We start from the raw sequence: 22340 nt of genomic DNA on the forward strand, positions 1-22340 counted from the left end.
GCTAGACCTCCACCTTGACCAGTTTCCGGATCCACACCGCGCCCACGACCATGAGCAGCGCCGCGGACGCGAGGATCGCGAAACCGACCGTCGTCGTGTACAGCGGCCGCACGTATTCGCGGCGGATCAGGAACATGAAGCCGCCGACGCCGAGCGGCAGGGCGAGCAGGAGGTTGCCGGAGAGCCGTCCCTCGGCGGAGAGCGCCCGAACGTGGCGCTCCAACCGGCCCCGCTCGCGCATCGTCTCGACCGTCGTCTCCACGACCTCGGCCAGCGAACCACCGACGTCGCTCTGGATGCGCAGCGCCATGACCAGCCAGGTGATGTCCCGGCTGTTGTTCCGCTCGGCAACGCGTTCCAGGGCCTCCTCGAGGTCGCCGCCCAGCCGGATCTCGGCGAGCGCGCGCCGGAACTCCGCGGCGACCGGACCGTCGCCCTCGCTCGCCACCGAGTCGATCGCCTGGTGCAGCGAGAAGCCCGACCGCAGCGAGCCGACGACGATCCGCAGCGAGTCCGGCAACTGTTCGGCGAACGCCCGCGCCCGCCGTGCCGCGCGGATCCGCAGCCAGCTCCGGGTACCGAAGAGCCCACCGACGAACCCGAGGATCAGGCCCGGCAGCAGCCCGAGCATCAGCGTCAGTGCGACGACCAGGCCGACGCAGATCGCAATCCGCAGTGCGACCCACTGATCCGGCGTCATCGAACTGCCCGCGCGCTCGAGCGACAGCTCGATCTTCGCGCGCCGAGCCGGGTTGGTGAGCACTTTGCTGACGGCGTCCGCCGCCTTGGCCGACAGCGTGACGACCGAGAAGCGCGAGCGGCGCTTGCCACCGCGCGGGTGCTCGAGGATGCGTTGGAGCCGGGCCATCGCGCGGCGGCCCTCGTTGCCCGCCAGCGCGGGCGCCAGCACCCGGACCGCGAACCAGACCAGCAGCGCACTGACCGCGGCCAGGCCGACCAACAGGCTCCAGAGCGAGCCACCGGTCACCGTCGTCGCGGCCGGGACGGCGGCGATCGCGTCCGGGTCGACGGCGAGCTTCACCGGTGTGGCCGCGCTCGTCAGGTCACCGCTGGTGACGCTCAGTTCCGAGGTCCGCCCGGACAGGCCGTACGGCACGGTCGCGCGTACGAGCACGGCGGCCGTCAGTTCGGCCGAGGCGCGATCGAGCGCGTCGCCGACGCCGCCCACGGCCTCGACCGTCCGGATCGCGCCTCCGGTGGCCGCGACGAGCTGGGTCACGGAGGCGGGAGCCGGCCCGACCGTGACCGCGTCGAGCGGGCGACCCCCCGACGCCATCCGGGCGCCGACCGTGCCGGCCGTCGCTGTCTCGGACGCGTCTCCGCTGGTCACGACCAAGATGCGCCGGTCTCGGTACTGCTCGGTACCGGGCGCGCCGACCAGCATCGCGTCGGCCTGGGCCACCGCGCCGGGCAGGTCACCGGACGCCGCGGTGCCGGCGTCGGCCAGCGCGGCGAGGAAGTCGTTGCGGTCGGTGGTCGGGCCGATCAGGTTGACCGGGCGGTCGCCGATCGCCACCAACCCGATCGCGACACCGTCCGGCGCGTTGACCACGTACCGGGCGATCGCCGCGCGCAGAACGTCGACGTCGTCGTTGGCGTGAAGGACGACCACGACGGCGCGGTTGGGGTCGGCGGACGACTCGGGTATCTCGCTCGCCGTCGCGGCGAGCCCGCCCTCGTCCTTCGCGCGCACGACCGGGTCCGAGAGGTCCGGCGCGGTCGAGAAGCCGTCGGGGTGGAGCACGAACTCGACCTCGCCCGGCAGCGTGCGGAACCCGCTGATCTGCAGCGTCGGGCCGCCGGTGCGGTTCGGCTCGAGCGGTTGCGGCGGCGGCGGCGGCGCAGCGACCGTCGGCGCAGCGCCGCCGAGCAGGGCGACCACCGCGGTGGTCGCCGCCAGCCACCGTTTCACCGGCCGCGCCCCGGGGACGCGAAGAGGTCCGGCGGCAGCTTGACGCCGTGGGCGGCGAGCTCGTCCATGAAGCCCGGACGCAGGCCGGTGGACTGCAGCGTGCCGAGGAACTTGCCTTTCGCGTCCACGCCGGCGTTGTAGTCGAACAGGAACAGGTCCTGCATCGTGACGATGTCGCCCTCCATGCCGGCGACCTCGGTGATGTGGGTGACCTTGCGGCTTCCGTCGCGCAGGCGGCTGACCTGGATGATCAGGTGCACGGCCGAGACGACCTGGTCGCGGATCGCGCGCATCGGCAGGTCCATGCCGGCCATCAGCACCATCGTCTCCAGGCGCGCGAGCGCGTCCCGGGGGGTGTTCGCGTGCAGCGTGGTCAGCGAGCCGTCGTGACCGGTGTTCATCGCCTGCAGCATGTCGAGCGCGGCGCCGTCGCGGACCTCACCGACGATGATGCGGTCGGGGCGCATCCGCAGCGCGTTCTTCACCAGGTCGCGGGCCGAGATCGTGCCGCGCCCCTCCACGTTGGCCGGGCGCGACTCGAGCCGCACCACGTGGTCCTGATTGAGCTGGAGCTCGGCGGCGTCCTCGACCGTGACGATCCGCTCGTCATGCGGCACGAAGCTCGACAGCACGTTGAGCATCGTCGTCTTACCGGAGCCGGTACCACCGCTGACCACGACGTTCAGGCGGCCGCGGACGCAGGCCGAGAGCAGGTCGGCGGTCTGCCGGGTGAGCGTTCCGAACTCGATCAGCGACTCGATCGTCAGCCGGTCGACGGCGAACTTCCGGATCGTCAGCGTGGATCCGTCCAGCGCGATCGGCGGGACGATCGCGTTGACGCGGCTGCCGTCGGGGAGACGGGCGTCGACCATCGGGCTGGACTCGTCGACCCGGCGGCCGACCCGGGAGACGATCCGGTCGATCACCCGGCGCAGGTGCGCCTCGTCGCTGAACTCCGCGTCGGTGATCTCCAGCCGCCCGCGACGCTCCACGTAGACCTTGTGCGGCCCGTTGACCATCACTTCGCTGACGCTCGGGTCGCGCAGCAGCGGCTCGATCGGCCCGTGCCCGAGCACCTCGTCGGTGACCTCGCGGATGATCCGGGCCCGGTCGATGCCGGTCAGCGGTGTCTCTTCACGAGCGAGCAGGTCACTTACCGTGTCCCGGACGCGGAGGTCGAGATCCTCGGCGCCGTGCTCGTAGAGCTTCGGGCCGAGCATCTCGGCGAGCGTGCGCTGCACCCGGTGCCGCACCTCGGTGATCGGGTCGACCATCTGCCGGCCGGCCTCGCGGTACCGGGAGGCCGCGTCCTGCCGGCTCCCGTCAGCGGACGTCGAGCGCCGGCTTTTCGCCGCGAGTCGGCGGCTCTCGATCGGCAGCATCGCCGGCTCTGCGGTCACCGGCGGCGGTCCGGCCGGCTCGACCTCGGCTTCATCGACCTCGACCTCGGCCTGCTTCTGCTTGGCCAGGAGGCGGTCAGCGAGACCCATGGCTATCTCCTCCGGCCGAAGATGGGCACGCGGCGCTTCATCTCGACCGGCGTCGTCGTCTCGTCCACGTCGGCGCAGCGGTTGGCCAGCTGCCGGATCGCCTGGCTGACCGGGTTGCCCGGGTCGTCGAGCGCGATCGGCACACCCTTGTTGATCGACACCGGGACGTCGCGCGACGAGGGCATGTGTACCGCCATCGGCGTGCCGACCGCTTCCTCCACGTCCGCGATCGTCAGGCCGACCTGCGAGTTCGCACGGTTGAGCAACGCCAGCCGCCGCTCCCGCGGGTACTCCAGCACGTCGAACATGTCCAACGTCAGGCGGACGCTCTTGAGCGTCGGCAGGTCCGGGGTGACCACCGGCACGTAGAGGTCCGACACGTCCAGCGCCGAGAGCACCTGGTCGGAGAAGAACGGTGGCGTGTCGATCACTACGAAATCGAAGAGCGATTTGGCGACGTTGATCAGCTCGGTGACCAGGTCGCGGGTGACGTGTTCACCCTCGGCCGGGCCGGCGGGCGCGAGCGCGACGTCCACGCCGGGGCAGTACCGGGTGAGCAGCGAGCGCAGGCCCGGTTCGTCCAGGCGCCCGGCCATACCGATCGCGTCCGCGATGCTGCGCACCGGCGTCAGCTGCAGCATGATCGCCACGTCGCCGAACTGCAGGTCCAGGTCGATCAGGCAGACGCGACGGCTGCCGCCGGCCGCGAGCGCGACGGCCAGGTTCGTCGCGACAGTGCTCTTCCCGCAGCCGCCCTTGCCGGAGAAGATCGTGACGACCTTCCCCTCCGAGCTCGTCTCCCTGGTGCTCTGCACAGCACTGCGCAGGGCCCGGGAGACCTCGAGCGCCCGGGTGCACGCGGCCCTGATGGCGGCCGGGTCGTCCAGGTCGGCCACCTCACGGATGCCGGCGCGCATGGCGTCGGCCAGCATTTGGGGAGTGACCTGACGCCGGAGCAGGACGACGCCCATCGCGGGGCTCTTCACCCGCTGATAGGCGGCGAACTCGATCGCCGCGCCGAACTCGACGCCGGCGCCGAGGACGACGAGCAGCGTCCCGGGGTGGCGTTCGAGCTGCCCGGTGAGCTTCTTCCAGGAGTTGACCAGCGTGAACCCGGCGGCGGCGATGTTCGCCGGTGTGTCGATGATGTTCTCGCCGGAAGGTTCGAGGTAGATCATGAGGCTCCTGTCGCCTACCGGAAGAGGGTTTCGGTGTCCACACCGCTGCCCGGTTCGACCGTGACCGCGTCGTCGAGCAGACCCAGCGAGAGCGTTCCGGTCTGCGAGGCCTGCACCAGCCGTTCCGCGTCGGCCTGACTGGCCGCGAGGGTGACGCTCACCGTGCTGGTGTTGGAGCTGGAGCTCGTCTCGGTCTTCTTCTCCCCGATCGCCAGAACCTGTGCGCGGGAGAGCAGCACGCGGGTCGCGGTGATCTGCTGGGACGCGGACACCGCCTGGCCGTCCTTGGAGTCGGCGATCGGCTGGTAGGTGTAGAAGACCGCCACCTCGGAGCCGCGCTGCACGTAGCCGGCCACCCGGGACGCCGCGGTCATGTCCACGCTGACGGCGAGCTTGCCGGCCGGGATCGTCAGGCCGCCGGTGCTGGTCTGCTTCTGGCCCAGTGCTCCACGCAGCAGCAGCTGGCTCGGCTGCACGTCCGCGGTGAGGGCCAGGTTGTCCAGTCCGGACGGAATCGAGCCCAGCGCATCCTTCGGAACGGTCTCGGCCGGCATCTGGACGGTTTTCACCTTGCCGCTGTTACGCAGTTCTGCGCCGGTCGTCCCGGCCGGGAGGAGCGCGCTGGCGACCAGCACCGACACCGGCTCCTTGCCGGCGACGGCACGTTCGTCCGCACCGCCGACGTAGGCGAGGATCCCCACGCAGCCCAGCAGCGCGAGCACGAATGCGAGCGCCAGTGCGAGTAGTCGACGTCTCATCCCGGTTGGCCTTCGTTAAGAAACTCCTGGTCAGCTCCCTATCGGCTACCCGATGCGGGTTATGAGCGAGACCCCGTAGTCGGTGGTGCCGAGGCTGTTCACGCTCACCGAGGGGGCCGGGATGATCGCCTGGGTGAAATAGCCGTTGAGGCAGAAGTCGAGCACGACCGCGCACTGCGGGTTTCCCGAGACGCCCAGCAGCGAGCCGACGGTCTTCAGGACGCCGTTGAGCAGGCCCAGTTGGTAGCCCTTCACGACGAAGGCCGCGAACCCGGCGATGCGGACCGTGTACGCGTCGAGATTGATCAACGGATTCCACTGGTAGTCGTAGATCGGGACGAGGATCGGCGCTCCGGTGTTGACCGCGTTCTGCAGCGACGTCAGGCAGTTCACCGGAGCGAGCGCCCCGAGGTCACTGGCGGGTAGCACGTCCCCCACGGTCATGGTCTGCAGGCAGTTCGCGTCCGAGTAGGCGCCCTGGAGGAAGCCGAAGCCGTTGCCGCCGGTCCACGGCGGCGGCGAGGCCGGCGCGCCGGCGTTGCAGGCCGGGCTGGTGTTGACCTTGCCGATCGTGTCGTGGATGAAGATCAGCTGACCGGTGGCCGGTGGTGCGGCACCGAGCAGGCCGGCGACCGCTGTTCCGGTATCGCCGAGCACGCCGGTCAGAAGTCCGCCGACGCCACTCACCAGGGAATACACCAGGCCGGAGTTGGTCAGTTGGTAGAACTCGCAACGACCGATGCCGATGGCCAGCGGCGTGGCGGTGTTCGGGATGCCCCAGGCGACGCGCGCGCAGGCACCCACCGACGAGCCGGTGTTCGAGCTGTTCAGCAGGTTCGAGAAGACCGGTGGCACCTTCGTCGTGCCGTCCGCCTCCTTGGTCGACGTCTGGACCTGCAGGTAGTTGGCCGTCGCCGGGGGGCTGCCCAGGCAGTCGGAGAGTTTCGACGTCTGCGTCGCGCAGCTGCTCAACCCGGTGAACCGGCCGCAGATCGCGCTGATGTTCGTCGCGGAGTCCTTGGCGTTGCTGCTCGCCAGCGTCGCCGCGAGCGTGGCCTGGGCACCGCACAGGGACCGGGTCGCAGCAGTGATACAGCGTTTTGCGAGCGCCCAGGACGCGAGGTCGGCGCCGCTCGAGAGCTGTTCGCGCTCGTCGTAGAGCTTTCCGACGTCGATGACGAGCGCGCCCATGCCGAACAGAAGGCCGCCGCCCATGACCGCCGCGGCGATGATCGCGACCGCGCCGCGCTCGCCGGAGGGACGCCGGGCGAGGATGCGTTCCCACCAGTGGCGCTTCGGCCTCATCCGACGCATGCCATGACCCCGGTGGACTGGAGTGTGCGCGTCGAGCCGGCGGTGCCGAGCAAACCCATGATCGGCGTGATGTACGTGTAGGTCTGCTTGAGCGTCACGCTGGCGGTGTTCGCGACGGTCGCGGTCGGCGGGCAGGCGGTCGACGAGGCGATCTGCGTGTCGGTGGTGCCGGTGACGAGTTGGGCCCGCGCCAGCGTGTTCGCCGGGGTCTGACCGAACGCGAGGGCCCGTGCGGCCTCGCGGGACGCCTCGGTGAGCGTCATCTGGGTGTTGATGACCCGGCCGAAGTCGATGATCCCGAAGATCATGACGAGCAGGATCGGCATGATGATCGCGAGCTCGATCGCGGCGGCGCCGCGCTCTTTCCCGGATCCCATGGTCAGGGCAGGTGGCTCGAGATGGTCGAGAACGCGGAGTTGATCTTCCCGCCGAGCGTCACGACCGTCGCGACGATGACAGCGGCGATCAGGGCCGCGAGCAGGCCGTATTCCACTGCTGTCGCGCCGCGGTCGGAGCGCTGCTCCAGCGCGGTGGCGCGACTGACCAGCGCCGTGTAGAGGTGCAGGAACATCGGTCCTCGCTTACGTCGGTCTGCCCATCCGTGGGCCGACCGGGCCGACGGTGAAAGGGGACGGCGGCAGGGCCGCCGTCCCCTCTCGAGGTCAGGGAAGCTTGCTGGAGATCGTGTTGAACGCGGTGTTGATCTTCCCGCCGAGCGTCACGACGGTCGCGACGATGACAGCGGCGATGAGCGCGGCGAGCAGGCCGTACTCCACTGCGGTGGCGCCCCGGTCGTTTGCACGATCCTTGAGGGCGACGGCGCGCTCGGCGATGGCGGTGTAGGCGTACAGGAACATCGGTCCTCGCTTAGGTCGGTCGGTCCATCCGTGGGCCGGCCACCGGCATTTCGGTGTCGGTCAAGACAAACGTCGGCAGGCTGAGCGCCGAGGTGAGGAGTACGTCAGGGAAGCTTCGTGGAGATCGTGCTGAAAGCCGTGTTGATCTTTCCGCCGAGCGTCACGACGGTGGCGACGATGACCGCGGCGATCAGGGCCGCCAGCAGGCCGTATTCGACGGCGGTGGCGCCCCGGTCGTTGGCACGAGCCTTCAGTGCGACGGCGCGCTCGGCGATGGCGGTGTAGGCGTACAGGAACATTTCGTGGCCCCCTCGGTGTGGGGCTCCGTTGTGCCCCTGTGCCTCCGACATCGGCCCATCGCTGCGGCCTTGAAGTGCACGAGGGGTGCGCCTAGGGCGCAGATCGGTTGCCGGGGCGGCCCGCCCAGAACGACGCTGCCGCGCGAGCGCGCCTCCTCATGGCACCAGGGCCAAGGCCACCACGTCGGCGCGCTCGAGCGGCAGCGCCGCCCTGGGCGGGCTCCAGGTCGGCGATTTGGTTAGCGGACGGTTCCGGCGGAGCCGCCGCCTCGGCGGGTGGGTTCGGCCGCGGCGAGATAGCGGCCGTCCTTGAGGAACTCGATGGCGGCGACCGCGCCGATCTCCTCGACGCTCGAGAACTTCCAGCCGAGCTTCGTGAGCGCGGCGGTGTCGAACGCCGGTTCGGCCTCGACCGAGGCACCGTTACGCCCGGACGCCCGCGGCGCCGCGACGGCCTGCGGCAGCGTGAGGCCCCGGTCCAACCGACCGAGCAACACCTGCAGCACGGTAGTGATGATCGTGGCGCCCCCGGGCGAGCCGAGCGCGAGCAACGGCTTCCCGTGCTGAAGCACGATCGTCGGCGCCATCGAGCTGCGCGGACGCTTCCCCGGACCGGGCAGATTCGGATCCGGCACGCCCGGCGTCACCGGCACGAAGTTGAAGTCGGTGAGCTCGTTGTTGAGCAGGAACCCGCGCCCGGGAACCGTGATACCCGATCCACCGGTCTGCTCGATCGTCAACGTGTACGCGACGACGTTTCCCCACTTGTCGGCGACAGTGAGATGCGTCGTCGACGGCCCCTCGTACGGGGTGGTCGGCGCGGCACCGGCCGGAACCTTGCAGTCCGTGCCGGCGGTGCGGGGATCCGCCGGGGGCTGCGGAGTGGTCAGCGCCTTCTTCGGGTCGACCAGGCAGGCGCGGCTCGCCGCGAACCGCTCCGAGAGCAAGGCGTTCACCGGAACACCCTCGACGTCTCCCACCCAACGGTTGCGGTCAGCGAACGCCAGCGTGCTGGATGCCAGGTACCGGTGCAGGTGGTCGCCGGTGGTCTTTTCGTAGATGTTGAGGGCCTCGCCGACCGTGGTACCGCCGGACGACGGCGGTGCCATGCTGTAGACGTCGAGACCGCGGAAGTCGGCGCGGGTCGGCGCCCGGAACGGAGCCGTGTACCTGGCGAGGTCTTTTGCGGTGAGCTGGCCCTTGCGCACCTTCCGCGTCACTGCCGGGTCGACCGGCGGGTTCTGCACGGTCTTGACGACGTCCGCGCCGATCGGGCCGGTGTAGATCTCGTCGACACCGTTGTGGGCGAGCTGCTCGTAGGTGCGCGCGAGGTCGGGGTTCTTCAGCGTGCTGCCGACGGCCGGGGGCTGACCGCCGGGCAGGAACAACTTCTTGGTGGCCGGGAACTCGGCGAACCGCTCGGCGTTGTCCGCGGTTTGGTCGCGGAACGTCGCGTCGACGACGAAGCCCTTCTTCGCCAGCGCGGTGGCCGGGGCGAGCGACTCCGCGAGCGACCGGGTGCCCCAGGTGTGCAGCGCGCGTTCCCAGGTCCTCGGGGTGCCCGGGACGCCGACCGAGAGTCCGCTGGTGACGACGTCGGCGAACGGGATCGCAGTGCCGTTCTCCGTGAACACCGTCGAGGTGAAGCTCGCCGGTGCGGTCTCGCGACCGTCGATCGTGCTGATCTTCTTGTGCTTGGCGTCGTAGTAGACGAAGAAGCCGCCACCGCCGATACCGGCGGAGTACGGCTCGGTGACGCCGAGGGCTGCGGCGGTGGCCACTGCCGCGTCGACCGCGTTGCCGCCGCGGCGGAGGACCTCGAGGCCGATGGCGGTCGCGTCCGGGTCGACCGAGGAGACCGCACCGCCGGAGCCGACCGCTGTGGGTCGGCTCGGTGGTGGGGTGGCAGCCGCGGCGGGAGTAGTGGTCGCGACCAGCGCGGCCACTACGCCAACGGACAGGACACTGAGCTTTTTCGCCACGGGTGCCTCCCCAGTCCTTTGGAGATTCACCGTGCCCACTCGGATACGGCTCTAATCCCCCGGGCGCGGATTGACAGGATGCGGTCCTGATCGGGTGCGCTCGGAGGACCGTACCCTGGCAATCCGCGTGTCAGGCGCCGCTGGGTGTCAGGCGCCGCGGCGGCGGAGGGCGTCTTCGAGGTCGGGGTGCCAGTCCCGGCCGATCACCCGGGGCTCCGGGTGCGGCATCGCGTGCCGGCCGCGTCGCGCCGGGACCGGCACCGGACCCCGGCGCACCGCCTGGCGTGCCGCGATGCCGGCGAACAGGAGGAGCGCGCCGATCAGCCCCGCTGCGAGGTTCTGCGGCGACGTGGCGGCGAGTGTGTTGCGTGGCGACGCCACGGTGCTGTTCGACATCGACGAGGAGACCTGCCGGGTGGAGCCGGCGGCGGAGGTCGTACCGCCGTAGGTGTACTCGCTGGTGGCGACGCCACCGCTGGTGATCACGTGCACCACGCTGGTGCCCGCGGAGCAGCGGGGCGCGGTGAAGGTGAGCGACGTGCCGTCGCTGTCCACCTCGACGGCGTTGGCCGCGACCTTGGCGTTGCAGATCACGACTGCGGTGTCCGCGCCGCCGAGGCTGGAGCCGGTGATCGTGATCTTCGTGCCGCCGGCGGCCGGGCCCCGGGTTGGCGCGAGCGTGTTGATCGTCGGGTTGGCCTTCGCGGCCGCGCGGGGCTTGGCCGCGGCGGCGTTGAGGCTCGGGGGGCGGAGGCCCGTGGCCGGGGCACGCTCGAAGGTGAGCGGCGCTGCGAGCGCCGTGAAGCTCTGCGGAAGCACGGCCACCGGGGCCGCAGCCGGAGCGATGAGCAGGGGGTCAGCCGCCGCCGGCTCCTCCACTACCTGAACCGGCACCGCCGCGGGCGAGTCCGCACCTTCCCCGTCCATACTCCCCGGGGCAGGCACCGCACCGTCTCCGGGCGCGGCGTCGGCCGCGGGCACCCCACCGCCTGCGGGCGCGGCGTTGGCCGCAGGCATCGCACCGCCTGCGGGTGCGGTGTCGGCCGCGGGCACCACACCGCCTGCGGGCGCGGCGTCGGCCGCGGGCACCAGACCGCCTGCGGGCGCGGCGTTGGCCGCAGGCACCACACCGTCCGCGGGTGCGGCGTTGGCCGCAGGCACCACACCGTCCGCGGGTGCGGCGTTGGCCGCAGGCATCGCACCGCCTGCGGGCGCGGCGTTGGCCGCAGGCACCACACCGCCTGCGGGCGCCGCAGGAGCCGCGCCGCCGGCTGCCGCCGGAGGCACCGCACCGCCCGCCGGGCCCGCGGGCGCCGCGTTGCCGGTCGTGGGTGCTGCGGGGGCCGGGTTGTTTGCGGGGGCTGTGGCCGGCTCTGTTGCTAGTACGTCGGAGCCGTCAATCGCAGGCTCGGTGGGGAGGGTGTCGGTGGCGGGGAGGCAGCTGGCGGTGGCCAGGCGGATCGTGCCCAGTTCGACCGGTGCGTCGTCCGTGCCCGTCGCGGAGATCCTCGCCTCGACCGAGGCGTGCGCTCCCCCAGCGTCGACCTTGGCGATTTTCTGCAGTTCGACGCCGAGCTGCACGCCCTCGGCCGGCACCGTCACCGGGACCCCGCCGAACTCGGCGGGTTCACCGGCGACGAGCACACCCGACACGTCGGTCGAGGCGGTCGGCTTGTCGGAACCCTCCGGCGGGCAGGTCACCTGCGCGTGAACGCGGTCCGCGCTCAGGAGCGAGGTACCGAGCACGGTGAGCTCGAACCGTCCGAGGTCGGCGGTGGCGTCCGAGCCGGATTCCTGTCGCACCGCGGTCACCTTCGTGGCCAGGCCGCGGGCAACGAGGTTGCCCGCGTCCACGCTGACCGGAACGTCGGCGACCGTCGTGTCCCCGCTCTTCGGGGCCACCGCCCCGACCCCGTCCCGACTCAAAGCCCCGAACTCAACCGGCACAACCGTGCCAATCCCGTCCTCCGACAGCTCCACCGTCGATTCGTCCGCGCCCGTGCTCTCCGACGCACCGCCCGTCCCGGCGCCCCCCGGAGCCGCACCCCCGGGCGCAGTGCCTCCAGGCTCCGCGCCCTCCGGCGCCGTGCCGCCTGGCGCCACCGGATCCGGCGCAACAGGATCGGACGCCGAGCCATCCGGCGCCACCGGATCCGGCGCCACCGGATCCGGCGCGATGGGATCCGGCGCGATGGGATCCGGCGCGATGGGATCCGGCGCGATGGGATCTGACGCCGCGCCGGCCGGCATCACCGGATCCGGCACCGTGCCCTCGGGAGCGGTCGGGTCCGGAGCGGACGAAACGCTCGTGGGCACCGACGCCGCGGTGAATGTCAACGACATCACCTGCGCCGACGCCTCACCCGCCGAACTCACCAACCGCGCCCCACCCGACGCGTGCACGAACGCCGGCGACACCAACGGCGCCCCCGTGACCACGCTCGCACTAGCCGGGCGCTCCGCCACGGCCAGCACCAGCGCGGTGGCGCACGGCACCGCGATCAACACTGCCCGCAGCCCGGTGGACCCCATCATCCGGGTCCGGGGCCCCCCGTGCCGCCTCCGCGTCGAACGCATCTTCCGACCCCTCGTCGTCGAGTAAGGCGCACTGACCGGCACCGTGAGCCCTCGGGCTCCCCACACGCACCCCGCGCCGAGCACCAGCAGCACGATGCCGCCGAGCGCCAGACCGTCGATCCCGAACCCGGTCACGTCCGTGCCGGTGGTCGGTAGCCAGTTCGAGCTACCGGTCCGGGTGCCACCGGACGTGTTCCGTCCCCCGCCCGACGAGTTGTCGTCGTCGTCCGGCGTGGTCGCCGAAGCAGCGGCGAACTCGACCTCGGCCTCGGTGCTCCCACCGGCCGTCGTCAACGTGATCGACTGCTTCCCGGCCTTGCACTTCGGCGCCCGGAACGAGGCAGTGGTGCCCCCGATGCCGACGATCACCTCGGACGCCGGGATCGTGTACCCGCAAATCTCGACAGTCGTCCCGTTGATGACGAAGTTGTCGCCGGTCACCGTGATCAGGCCCCCGCTGTCGACCTTGAGCTTCGCCGGCTTCACCGAGACGTCGACCGGGGGCTTTTTCGGCTTCGGTGTCGTCGGTCCGCCGGGGGTGCCGTCGTCCGGGTCGTCGGTGTCGGGATCGTCGGTGTCCGGGTCGTCGGTGTCCGGGTCCGGATCGGTGCCCGGGTTAACCGTCCCGGGGTTGCCCGTGCCCGGATTCCCGGTCGTGTAGTACGTGTAACTCAGCGGCTGGGCCGGGATGTTGTCCGTCGTCACGACGACGTACACCTGGCCGACCGCGTGCGCCGGCACCACCGCGGTGAGCGTCGTGGCCGACTGCACGCTGATGCCGGTAGCCGCGACGCCGTCGAACGTCACTGTGGTTCCGGTGTTGAACCCGCTGCCGGTGACCGTGACGGTCTGCCCGCCCGCGATCGGGCCGGTCACCGGCGTCATGCCGTCCGCCGTCGGGCCGGCCGCGTAGAACACGTCGTTCGTCGACGCCGCGTCCTGACCGGGAAGGATCACGCTGACGTCCGCGAGCGTCCCGTTCGGACGGGCGGGCGCCTTCGCGACCACCTGCGAGTTCGGCGGCGCGGCCAGGATCCGTGCGGTCCGCCGGTTTTCCGGGACCGAAGAAGCCGCCCGCACCGACGCCGTACCGGCCATCGCCTTCGCCGACAGCAGCTCGCCGTCGACGCCGTCGAACGTCACCCGGACCGCGTCCTGGAGGTTGATGCCGTTGATCGTGACGAGCGTGCCACCGCTGATGTTCGCGTACGGCGGCACGACCGACGTGATCGCCGGCGGCGTGAACTCGATCGTGCCGAACGGCTTCGTGCTGTTGTCGGAGAACACCAGCACGACGGGCTTGACGCCCTGCTCGTGCGGCGGCGACGTGACGGTCACCTGCGTGGCGCTCGCCGACACGTTGGTGCCGGCGGTCCCGTCGAACGTGACGCCGGTGACGCCGGCCAGGCCGGTGCCGGTGATCGTCACGGTCGAGCCGCCGTACGTCGGGATCTGCGGCGGCGTCAGCGACGAGGTCGTCGCGCTGTCGGAGATCGGCGGCACGGTGGCCGGCACGTAGGTGTAGCCGCCGGTGGACGTCGCGTCCGCACCGGGCAGCGTCACGACGACGTCGACCGCACCGATCGCGTGCGTCGGGGTGACGACGGTGATCGACTTGCCGTCGGCAGCGGCCACCATGTTCGTGCCGGGCAAGCCGTCGAACCGCACGGCGCTGGCCTGGGCGAGCCCGGTGCCGGTGATCGTCACGGGCGTGCCGCCGCTCGCGGTGCCGCTGTTCGGCGTGATCGCGGTGATCGTCGGCGCGACGTAGGTCAGCGCGCCGACTTTCCGGTTGCCCGCCGGGAACACCAGCGTGACGTCGACGGCGCCGGCGTCCTCACTCGACGGGATGTCAGCGGTCAGCGACGTGCCGGCGGTGTTGATGACCACGTTCGTCGCCGCCTTGGTGCCGACCAGCACCCGCGACACGGACTTCAGGCCGGTGCCGAACAGCGTTAGCGTGGTGCCGCCCGCGGTCAGCGACGTGTCCGCGGAGAGCGTGGCGGTGGTGGAGCTGCCGTCGGCGAGGTAGGTGAACTTCCCCGGCTCCGGCGACCTACCGGGCACCTCGACGGTGACCGTCGCGTCCCCGGCGGTGCCGGGCGGGGTGACGAACGTGATCGTCGTGCCGTCGGCGCTCGGTGTGAACGTGACCGACTTGCCGTTGATCCGGACCACCGTCGCGGCGGCCAGGCCGGTACCGGTCAGCGTCACCTGCGTCCCGCCAGACTCCGCACCCGCCTGCGGTGTCACAGCGGTGATCGTCGGAGTGTCGTACGTGAGCGTCGGGTCGGCCTTCTTGGTGCCCTGCGGGTACACCACGACGACCTCGGCCGAGTCCTTGCTGGACGGCGGTGCCGTGACGACGATCGACTTCCCGTCGCTGGACGGCTTCATGTCCGTGCCGGGCGTGCCGTCGAACGTCACCTGGGTGGCGTCGTCGAGCCCGGTGCCGGTGAGCGTCACCGGGCCGCCCGACGAGGGAACCGACGTCGGGTTGATCGCGGTCACCGTCGCGCCGGTGCCGTCCGCGATGTAGGTGAACGTCATCACCGGCGGCGACGACGCGAGGTACGTCAGCTTGACGTCGGCCGGGCCGGGTGTCCCCTGGGGCGTGCGGAACTTCATCCGCGTGCCGCTGGCGTTGACCTCCGGAGTCACCAGGACACCGTCCACCGTGACGCTCTGGACGCCACCGAGCGCGAACCCGTCGATCGTCACCTCGGTGTCACCGGCGGCCGGTCCGCTGGTCGGCGACATGCTCGAGACCGTCGGGCCGGCGTAGTAGTAGCCGCGCGGCACGGTGCTCGTGGCCCCGCCGAGGGTGGTCAGCACCACCTGCACGGCGCCCGACTGGCTGCGCGCCGGGACGTCGACGATGATCTCGTTGTTCGCCGTGCTCACGATCGAGCCCAGGTCCCCGGCGAACGTCACCGCCGTGACGTTCTGCAGGTTGGCGCCGGTGATCGACACCCGCGTGGCGACGTTCGTCGGGCCGAACGCGGGTGTGATCGCGTCGACCGACGGTGCCGCGGGGGCGAGGTAGGCGAAGGCGCTCGTCTGCGACGCGTCCCGGCCCGGAAGGACGACGACCACGTTGACCACTGCCGCCCCGTTGTGCGCCGGGGTGAGGGCCGTCAGCGTGCTGCCGGAGCCGGAGACGACCACGTCGGTCGCCGGCTCACCGTCGAACGTCACCTGGGTCGCGCCGGTGAAGCCGATACCGGTCAGCGTGACCTTCGTGCCGCCCGCGACCGGCCCCTGCGACGGGTACACGGTGTAGATCGCCGGTGCGACGTACGTGATCGTGCCGGCCTCGAACGTGCCGCCCGGGAACCAGACCTGCACCGGGACGTCGCCGGTGTTCTCGGTCTCCGGAGCCTTCACCGTGATCCGGGTGCCGTTCGGGTCGATCGTGAAGTCGTCACCGGCCTTGCCGCCAAACGTCACAGCGGTCGCGCCGGTGAAGTTGTCGCCCTGCAGCGTGACCGTCGAACCCGCGGTCGGGACGCTCTTCGGGCTCAGGCTGGCCACCGAAGCGTTGCTGCCGTCCGACACGTACCGGTACGCGTCACGCTTGGCCGCGTCCATGCCCGGCAGCGTGACGGCGATGTCGACCGTCCCGGGTCCGTGCGCCGGTGCCTTGACGACGATCGCCGACCCGGCCGGGTCACGGCTGGTGATGTCGGCCGTGACGTTGTCGATCGTCACGGTCGTTGCCTGGTCGAGCCCACTGCCCAGGATGACGATCGAGTTGCCGCCGGAGACCGACCCGGACGCGGGGTCAAGGGCCCGGATCTCCGGTGCGACGTACTTGAGCTGGCTGGCCGACAGGGCCGCGCCGTTCGGCGTCACCACCGCGACGTCGACCGGGGCGTCCGACTCGGAGGCCGGCACCAGCGCGCGGATCTGGGTGTCGGTCGGTGTCCCCTGGATGTCAGCGGGCTTGCCGCCGATCGTCACCGAAGTCGCTCCGCTCAGGTTGGAGCCGGTGAGCGTGACGACCTCACCGCCCGACGTCGGGCTGGTGGTCGGCGAGAGGCCGGTGATCGTCGGCGGCGGCAGCGGCGAGTACGTGAAGCCGCCGACCGCTGTGGCGTCCGCACCCGGCAACACGACGACGACGTCCACGGCACCGGCCGCATGGGCCGGGACCGTCGCGGTGACGACGCCGTTCTGGTCGACCGCGAAGTCGGTGGTGAGCTGGCCGCCCACCGTGACCGCGGTGGCACCGGTCAGGCCCATGCCGGAGATCCGGATCCGGGTACCGCCGTCCACGAACCCGCGGTCCGGCGCGACCGTCGTGATCTTCGGTGCGACGTAAGCGGCGGTACCGCCCTCGTACGTCCCCAGCGGGAAGCCGATCGTGAGCGCCGCCGGTCCCGCGGTCTCCCGCGGTGGAGCGGTCGCGGTGAGCGTCGTGCCGTCCGCGCTGACCGACACCACCGACCCCGGCTGCCCGCCGAACGTGATGGCGTTCGCGCCGGTGAGGTTGGTGCCGGTGACAGTGACCTGGCCGCCGCCGGTCGCGATCGACGGGGCCACGTTGGTCACCGAGGTGTTCGACCCGTCCGCGACGTAGGTGAACTTCACCGGCTTCGGGTCGGGCCCCGGGAAGTCGACGACGACCTGCGCGTCACCGGCCACACCGGCGGGCGTCGCGAACGTGATCGTGCCGTCGGTCGTCGTGAACGCGGTGACCGCGACCCCGCCGACCTTGACGCTCAGCGCACCCTTGAGCTGGGTGCCGGTGAGCGTGACCGTCGTACCGCCGGCGACCCGTCCGTTGGCCGGCGAGATCCCGGTGAGTTCCGGTCCCTTGTACGTGTAGCCGTTCGGCAGGACGCCGGTCCCGGCGCTGCTGGTGACCGCGATCGCGACCGGACCGGCGTCGGTGGAGGCGGGTGTGGTGACGGTCAGGTTCGTCGCCGAGTTGACGGTCAGGTCGGTGCCGGGGACGCCGTTGAACGTCACCTGGTTGACGCCGTCGAAGTTCGTACCGGTCAGCGTCACGCTGGTGCCGCCGCTGCTCGGGCCCTCGGGCACCGACACGTTCGTCACGGTCGGCGCACCGGGCGCCACGTAGGCGAAGCCGTTGTTCACCCGCGCGTCGGCGCCGGGCAGCTCGACAGCGACGTTCACCGCGCCCGCGCTGTTGCCGCCCGGCGTCCGGACCGTCAGGCCGGTCGCGGTGACCGTGAGGTCCGTGGCGAGCACGCCGCCGAACAGCACCCGGGTGGCCGCGCTCAGCCCGGTTCCGGTGATCGTCACCGTGTCGCCGCCGGCGAGCGCTCCCTGTCCCGGCTGGATCGACGTGATCGTCGGGGCCGTGTAGGTCAGCTGACCGGCGTTGACGGTTCCGCTCGGGAACTTCAAGGCCACGGGGACGTCACTCGGGGTGTCGGTCGGCGGGACCGTCACCGTGATCTGCGTGGGCGTCACCGTGAGGTTCGTGCCGGGCACCCCGTCGATCAGGACCGCGGTGACCGCGCCGAGGTTCGTCCCGGTGATCGTCACCGTGCCGCCGGAGGACGGAACGGAGGTCGGCGAGATGCCGGTGACCTGCGAGGCCGAGCCGTCGTCCTGGTACGTGTAGGCGCTCACGGACTTCGCGTCCAGGCCCGATACCACGACCGTCACGTCGACCACGCCGGCGGCGTGGGGCGGCACCGTCGCATTCACCTTGGTGCCGGCGGAGTTCGCGGTCACGCCGGTCGCGTCGGCGTCCCCGAACTTCACAGCGGTCGCGCCGGTAAGGCCGGTTCCGATGATCTCCACCGCGTTCGTGCCGGCCGCGGGTCCCTGCACGGGCGTGACGCTCGTGATCGACGGCCCCTCGTAGGTGATCGTCCCGGCGTCGGCGGAACCGGCCGGGTACTTGATCAAGACGGGGGCCGCACCGGCGGTCTCGCTGGTGGGCGCCGTGACGGTGATCGCGGTTCCGGCGCTGTTGACCGTCATGTTCGTGCCGGGCACACCGGCGAACGTCACGCCGGTCGCCCCGGTCAGGTTCGTGCCGGTGATCGTCACCTTGCGGCCCGACGTCGAGATCGGACTCGGGTCGACGCTGCCGATCGTGGCCTGTGAGCCGTCGTACTCGTAGGTGTACTTGATCGGGTCCGGGTCGTGCCCGGTGACCGCGACGGTGATCAGCGCGTCGCCGGGCGTCCCGGCCGGGGTCTTGAAGATGATCGTGGTGCCGTCCGGCGTGATGCTGTCGATGCTCTGCGCGTTGACGCCGCCGACTTTGACCGCGGTGGCGGTGCTCAGCCCGGTTCCGGTGAGGGTCACCTGGACGCCGCCCCGCTGCGGGCCGGTCTGCGGGCTGACCGCTGTCAGCGTCGGCCCGTCGTAGGTGAAACCGCCCGGCCGGGTGCCGCTCCTGTTGTCCGACGTCGACAGTGCGATGTCGACCGGTCCGGCGTCCTCGGAGACCGGCGTCGTGATCTTCAGCGAGGTCGCGGTGCGGCTGCCACTGTCGATCGTGGCCGGTTGACCGTTGACCTCGACCGAGTTGACGTTCGTGAAGTTCGTGCCGGTCAGCGTCACCGGGGTGCCGCCGACGGTCGGGCCGCGGGCCGGCGAGACGTCGCTGATCGTCGGGCTGCCCGGCGGCTGGTAGGAGTAGCCGTTCGTCAGCGTCGCGTCGGCGCCCGGCAGCGGTACGACGATGTCGACGAGGCCCTCGGCGTGGGCCGGCGCCGTGAACGTGATCCGCGTGCCCGCCTGGTTGACGGTGACGCCGGTCGCTGGATTTCCGCCGATCGTGACGCTCGCCGCGCCCGACAGCCCCGTACCGCTCAGCTCGATCGGCGTACCACCGGCGATCGGCCCCTGGGGTGGGCTGACCGCGGTGATCGCCGGGGCCTTGTACGTGTAGGTGCCGGCGTTGACGGTTCCGGCCGGGAACACCAGGACGACTCCGACGTCGCCGCCCTGCTCACTCGACGGAACGGTCGCGGTGGCCTGCGTCCCGGCGGAGTTGACGGTGAACCCGGTGGCGTCGACGCCTCCAATTCGGACACCGGTGGCCGCGGAGAGGCCGGATCCGGTGATCGTGACCGTGTTGCCCCCGGCGGTGAAGCCGGAAGCCGGGTCGGGTGCGTTGGCGGTCGCGTCCGATCCGTCGGCGAGGTAGGTGTACTTCAGCGCGGAGCTGCTGCCGCCCGCCGACGTGACGACGACGTCGGCCTGGCCGACCGGCTTCGCGGGCGCGGTGTACGTCAGCGAGTTGCCGTCGGCGGACACGTTCGTGACGGTGGCCGGGGCGCCGCCGACGGTGACCGTGGTGTTGCCGGGCACGAAGCCGGTACCGGTGACGGTGATCGGCGTGCCACCGGACTGCTTGCCCGACGACGGGCTCAGACTGGCGGCGGTGGTGGCCGGTACGGCCGGCTTCTGGCAACTGGCGGTCGCGAACGAGAGCGTGCCCAGGTTGATGTCGATGCCCAGGTCAGCGGTGAGGCGGACCGACACGGACAGTCCGGCCGCGTTGGCGGAGTTGACCGTCGTGTTCTCGATGCGGGTGGCGGTGACGAACAGCCGGGCGTTGACCAGGCCGGTGATCGTGATCGGCAGCCCCTTGGTGACCGAAACGTTGGCAGCGAGGTTGACCGCCTGCCCGAGCAGCGTCACTCCGGTCGTCGAGCTGACAGCTGTCTGCTTGCCGGTCGCGGGGCAGGTGACCTCACCCGAGAGCGCGCCGACGTTGAGCAGGCTCGTGCCCAGCAGCGTGACGTTGAGCCCGGCGATCTTGGCTTTCGCCGACGACTGGACCGAGCCTTTGGTCGCGGTGATCGTGTCGACGTCCGCGTTGGCGGAGACGCCGAGGCCGCTCAGCGGGAGCTTCACGACGGCGGCGTCCTTCGTACCACCGGCCGCGGGCGCATCCGCCGCGCCGACCTGGCCGTTCAGCTGGAGCAGCTTGATGCCCAGCACGGTGGCGCCGAGCTCGGCGACGATGCCTCGCGCGGACGCGTCGCCGGCGGCCGCGTATGCAGGGGAAGCGGGCAACTGCCCGAGGGCACTCCCGACGAGCAGCGTCGTGATCAGCGCGCCAATTCCACGCAGAACCCGGTTCCCCAGTTGCATACAGACAACCTACGAATAGTACTTATAGGCTGTTAAGTCCGTATACGGTTGCAATTCAGGTGCAGAACTGGATTATTCGGGGCGCGAGTACATCACGTCCGTCGCGCATACCTCGAACCCGAGACCCGTGTACAAGCGCACCGCACGCGGATTCGATTCGTCGACGTACAGCGTCGATTCCGTGGCTCCGGTGCGCGCCAGGTACTCCAGGCCGGCGAGCGTGAGCGCGGTACCCAGCCGCAGGCCCTGAGCATCGGGATCAACGCCGACGACGTAAACCTCGCCCTCCGGCCCCGGGGTGCCGTCAGCGGCCAGTTCGCGCTTCGTCCAGTGGTAGCCGAGCAGCTTCGAAGGCTCGTCCGCCGACACCGCGAGCAGGAACCCCGCCGCGTCGAACCAGGGCTCACGGATGCGCAGCTCGAGGTCCTGCTGGGTCCATTTTCCCTGCTCAGGGTGGGTGGCGAAGGCCCGTGCGTTGACCCGCAGCCAGGCTGCGTCGTCCGCTCCGGGCTCGAAGGCACGCAGGCGGACGCCATCCGGCAACTGCGTCGGCGGCAGCGGACGCGTCAGCGGGCGGCACATCTTGAAGAGCACCCGGGAACGCTCGAGGCCGAGCTTCTCCGCCAGCGCCCGCGCGGCCGGGTGCTCGCCGTGCGCCCAGATCGCGAGGGGCGCCGTTTCGAGCATCTCCTCGAGCAGCTTTCGACCGAGGCCCCGACCGCGCGCAGCGGGATGTACTACCAATTCCCCCGACGCATCCGCTATTTGTGCGTATCCCGCAATTACGCCGTCCGCACGCGAGAAAAGATGTACGACGTCCGGATAATCAGCGGGATTACGCAGCGCCAATATCGTCTGTTCGGAAAACGGTGCTACCCCGTCGGTAGCGGTGGCCGCATCGGCCACCGCCAGCACGGACTCGATCTCAACTGCCGTTACGGACGTCACCTACATGTAATACAACAACCCACGTCTCAGACGACGGACAGAATGGGGTCGTTCTCCGGCAGCGTGCGCGGCGGCGGCGTGACGAACTTGTAGCCGACCTGCCGGACGGTGCCGATCAGCGCCTCGTGCTCACTGCCGAGCTTCGCGCGCAGACGACGGACGTGGACGTCGACGGTGCGGGTGCCACCGAAGTAGTCGTAGCCCCAGACTTCGCGGAGCAACTGGTCACGGGTGAAGACCCGACCCGGGTGCTGGGCGAGAAAACGGAGGAGCTCGAACTCCTTGTACGTGAGGTCGAGCGGGCGACCCTTGATGCGGGCCGAGTAGGTCTGCGGGTCGATGACCAGTTCGCCGGCGCGGACGACACCCGGCTCGTCGTCGGCAGCTTCGTTGCCGTTCTTGCCGGTGGCCAGACGCAGGCGCGCTTCGACCTCGGCCGGACCGGCGGAGGTGAGCAGGATGTCGTCGACGCCCCACTCGGCGTTGAGGGCGACCAAGCCACCCTCGGTGAGTACCGCGAACAGCGGAACGGTGAGCCCGGTGGTGCGCAGCAGCCGACACGTCGAGCGGGCACCGGCGAGGTCGCCACGGGCGTCCACCATGACCGCGTCCGGCGTCGGACCGCCGAGCAGCGCCTTCAGATCGCGCGGAGCGGTTCGGACGGTGTGTCCGAGCAGATCCAGGGCAGGAAGCACGGTAGCGGCTTCGGCTTCGACGCCTGCCGTCATGAGGAGGATTTCCATGGGCCACCTCCGGGTGAATCGATCCGGTCGGGCGGCGCTGCCCAGGTCAGCCCCGACTTCTGCAGCCTGGAGCGTTACGGGCAGGATAACAACAGTGGACCTCGGAGAGCCGGTGCTCCTTCTCACAGATGACGAAATTCAGCTTTTCGGTTCGTGGTGGCCAGCCACAC

General features: G+C 70.8%; 13 protein-coding genes. All 13 read right to left on the minus strand.

What is annotated here, in order from left to right:
* Position 1: 1 nt before the first annotated feature.
* The 13 genes from ACGFY5_RS33295 to ACGFY5_RS33355 all read right to left on the minus strand — a co-directional run bounded on the left by ACGFY5_RS33295 (position 2) and on the right by ACGFY5_RS33355 (position 22170).
* Positions 2 to 1933, minus strand: coding sequence for a type II secretion system F family protein (locus ACGFY5_RS33295; RefSeq protein WP_392726272.1), 1932 nt, complete (start codon positions 1931 to 1933; stop codon positions 2 to 4).
* Entirely contained in the window at positions 1930 to 3423 is a 1494-nt protein-coding gene (locus tag ACGFY5_RS33300) for a CpaF family protein (protein ID WP_392726274.1), read from the minus strand. The genes ACGFY5_RS33295 and ACGFY5_RS33300 overlap by 4 nt, the downstream gene beginning before the upstream one ends.
* A 2-nt stretch (positions 3424 to 3425) precedes the next feature.
* Positions 3426 to 4601 (minus strand): CpaE family protein, encoded by a 1176-nt coding sequence (locus ACGFY5_RS33305; RefSeq protein WP_392726276.1) that lies wholly within the window; start codon positions 4599 to 4601, stop codon positions 3426 to 3428.
* A gap of 14 nt (positions 4602 to 4615) precedes the next feature.
* Positions 4616 to 5359 carry a Flp pilus assembly protein CpaB gene (gene cpaB / locus ACGFY5_RS33310; protein WP_392726278.1) on the minus strand — a complete coding sequence of 248 codons (744 nt, stop codon included), beginning with the start codon at positions 5357 to 5359 and terminating at the stop codon, positions 4616 to 4618.
* A 45-nt stretch (positions 5360 to 5404) separates the two neighbouring features.
* Positions 5405 to 6664, minus strand: coding sequence for a pilus assembly protein TadG-related protein (locus ACGFY5_RS33315; RefSeq protein ID WP_392726281.1), 1260 nt, complete (start codon positions 6662 to 6664; stop codon positions 5405 to 5407).
* On the minus strand, positions 6661 to 7050 hold the full coding sequence (locus ACGFY5_RS33320) for a TadE/TadG family type IV pilus assembly protein (RefSeq protein WP_392726283.1): 390 nt from the start codon (positions 7048 to 7050) through the stop codon (positions 6661 to 6663). The genes ACGFY5_RS33315 and ACGFY5_RS33320 overlap by 4 nt, the downstream gene beginning before the upstream one ends.
* Before the next feature lie 2 nt (positions 7051 to 7052).
* The gene (locus tag ACGFY5_RS33325; protein WP_392726286.1) at positions 7053 to 7244 is read right to left on the minus strand and encodes a Flp family type IVb pilin; all 192 of its coding nucleotides are present in this window, start codon (positions 7242 to 7244) and stop codon (positions 7053 to 7055) included.
* 91 nt (positions 7245 to 7335) lie between these two features.
* Positions 7336 to 7530 carry a Flp family type IVb pilin gene (locus tag ACGFY5_RS33330; RefSeq protein WP_035858460.1) on the minus strand — a complete coding sequence of 65 codons (195 nt, stop codon included), beginning with the start codon at positions 7528 to 7530 and terminating at the stop codon, positions 7336 to 7338.
* A 104-nt stretch (positions 7531 to 7634) separates the two neighbouring features.
* Complete coding sequence (locus ACGFY5_RS33335; protein ID WP_392726288.1) at positions 7635 to 7829, minus strand: Flp family type IVb pilin; 195 nt, start codon at positions 7827 to 7829, stop codon at positions 7635 to 7637.
* A gap of 239 nt (positions 7830 to 8068) precedes the next feature.
* Complete coding sequence (gene ggt / locus ACGFY5_RS33340) at positions 8069 to 9811, minus strand: gamma-glutamyltransferase (RefSeq protein WP_392726290.1); 1743 nt, start codon at positions 9809 to 9811, stop codon at positions 8069 to 8071.
* 147 nt (positions 9812 to 9958) lie between these two features.
* Positions 9959 to 20479: an IPT/TIG domain-containing protein gene (locus tag ACGFY5_RS33345; RefSeq protein WP_392726293.1), complete on the minus strand. Its 10521-nt coding sequence runs from the start codon at positions 20477 to 20479 to the stop codon at positions 9959 to 9961.
* A 72-nt stretch (positions 20480 to 20551) separates the two neighbouring features.
* A complete protein-coding gene (gene mshD / locus ACGFY5_RS33350; protein WP_392726296.1) occupies positions 20552 to 21427 on the minus strand; it encodes a mycothiol synthase in 876 nt (291 codons plus the stop codon).
* 26 nt (positions 21428 to 21453) lie between these two features.
* Complete coding sequence (locus ACGFY5_RS33355; RefSeq protein ID WP_392726299.1) at positions 21454 to 22170, minus strand: winged-helix domain-containing protein; 717 nt, start codon at positions 22168 to 22170, stop codon at positions 21454 to 21456.
* Positions 22171 to 22340 lie beyond the last annotated feature (170 nt).

The sequence above is a fragment of the Cryptosporangium sp. NPDC048952 genome (genome assembly GCF_043197895.1).
Classification (GTDB): Bacteria; Actinomycetota; Actinomycetes; order Mycobacteriales; family Cryptosporangiaceae; genus Cryptosporangium.

Coding starts and splice junctions, on each gene's coding strand:
- ACGFY5_RS33300 (WP_392726274.1), bottom strand. CDS start 3,423: ATGGGTCTCGCTGACCGCCTCCTGGCCAAGCAGAAGCAGGCCGAGGTC.
- ACGFY5_RS33305 (WP_392726276.1), bottom strand. CDS start 4,601: ATGATCTACCTCGAACCTTCCGGCGAGAACATCATCGACACACCGGCG.
- cpaB (WP_392726278.1), bottom strand. CDS start 5,359: ATGAGACGTCGACTACTCGCACTGGCGCTCGCATTCGTGCTCGCGCTG.
- ACGFY5_RS33315 (WP_392726281.1), bottom strand. CDS start 6,664: ATGAGGCCGAAGCGCCACTGGTGGGAACGCATCCTCGCCCGGCGTCCC.
- ACGFY5_RS33320 (WP_392726283.1), bottom strand. CDS start 7,050: ATGGGATCCGGGAAAGAGCGCGGCGCCGCCGCGATCGAGCTCGCGATC.
- ACGFY5_RS33325 (WP_392726286.1), bottom strand. CDS start 7,244: ATGTTCCTGCACCTCTACACGGCGCTGGTCAGTCGCGCCACCGCGCTG.
- ACGFY5_RS33330 (WP_035858460.1), bottom strand. CDS start 7,530: ATGTTCCTGTACGCCTACACCGCCATCGCCGAGCGCGCCGTCGCCCTC.
- ACGFY5_RS33335 (WP_392726288.1), bottom strand. CDS start 7,829: ATGTTCCTGTACGCCTACACCGCCATCGCCGAGCGCGCCGTCGCACTG.
- ACGFY5_RS33345 (WP_392726293.1), bottom strand. CDS start 20,479: ATGCAACTGGGGAACCGGGTTCTGCGTGGAATTGGCGCGCTGATCACG.
- ACGFY5_RS33355 (WP_392726299.1), bottom strand. CDS start 22,170: ATGGAAATCCTCCTCATGACGGCAGGCGTCGAAGCCGAAGCCGCTACC.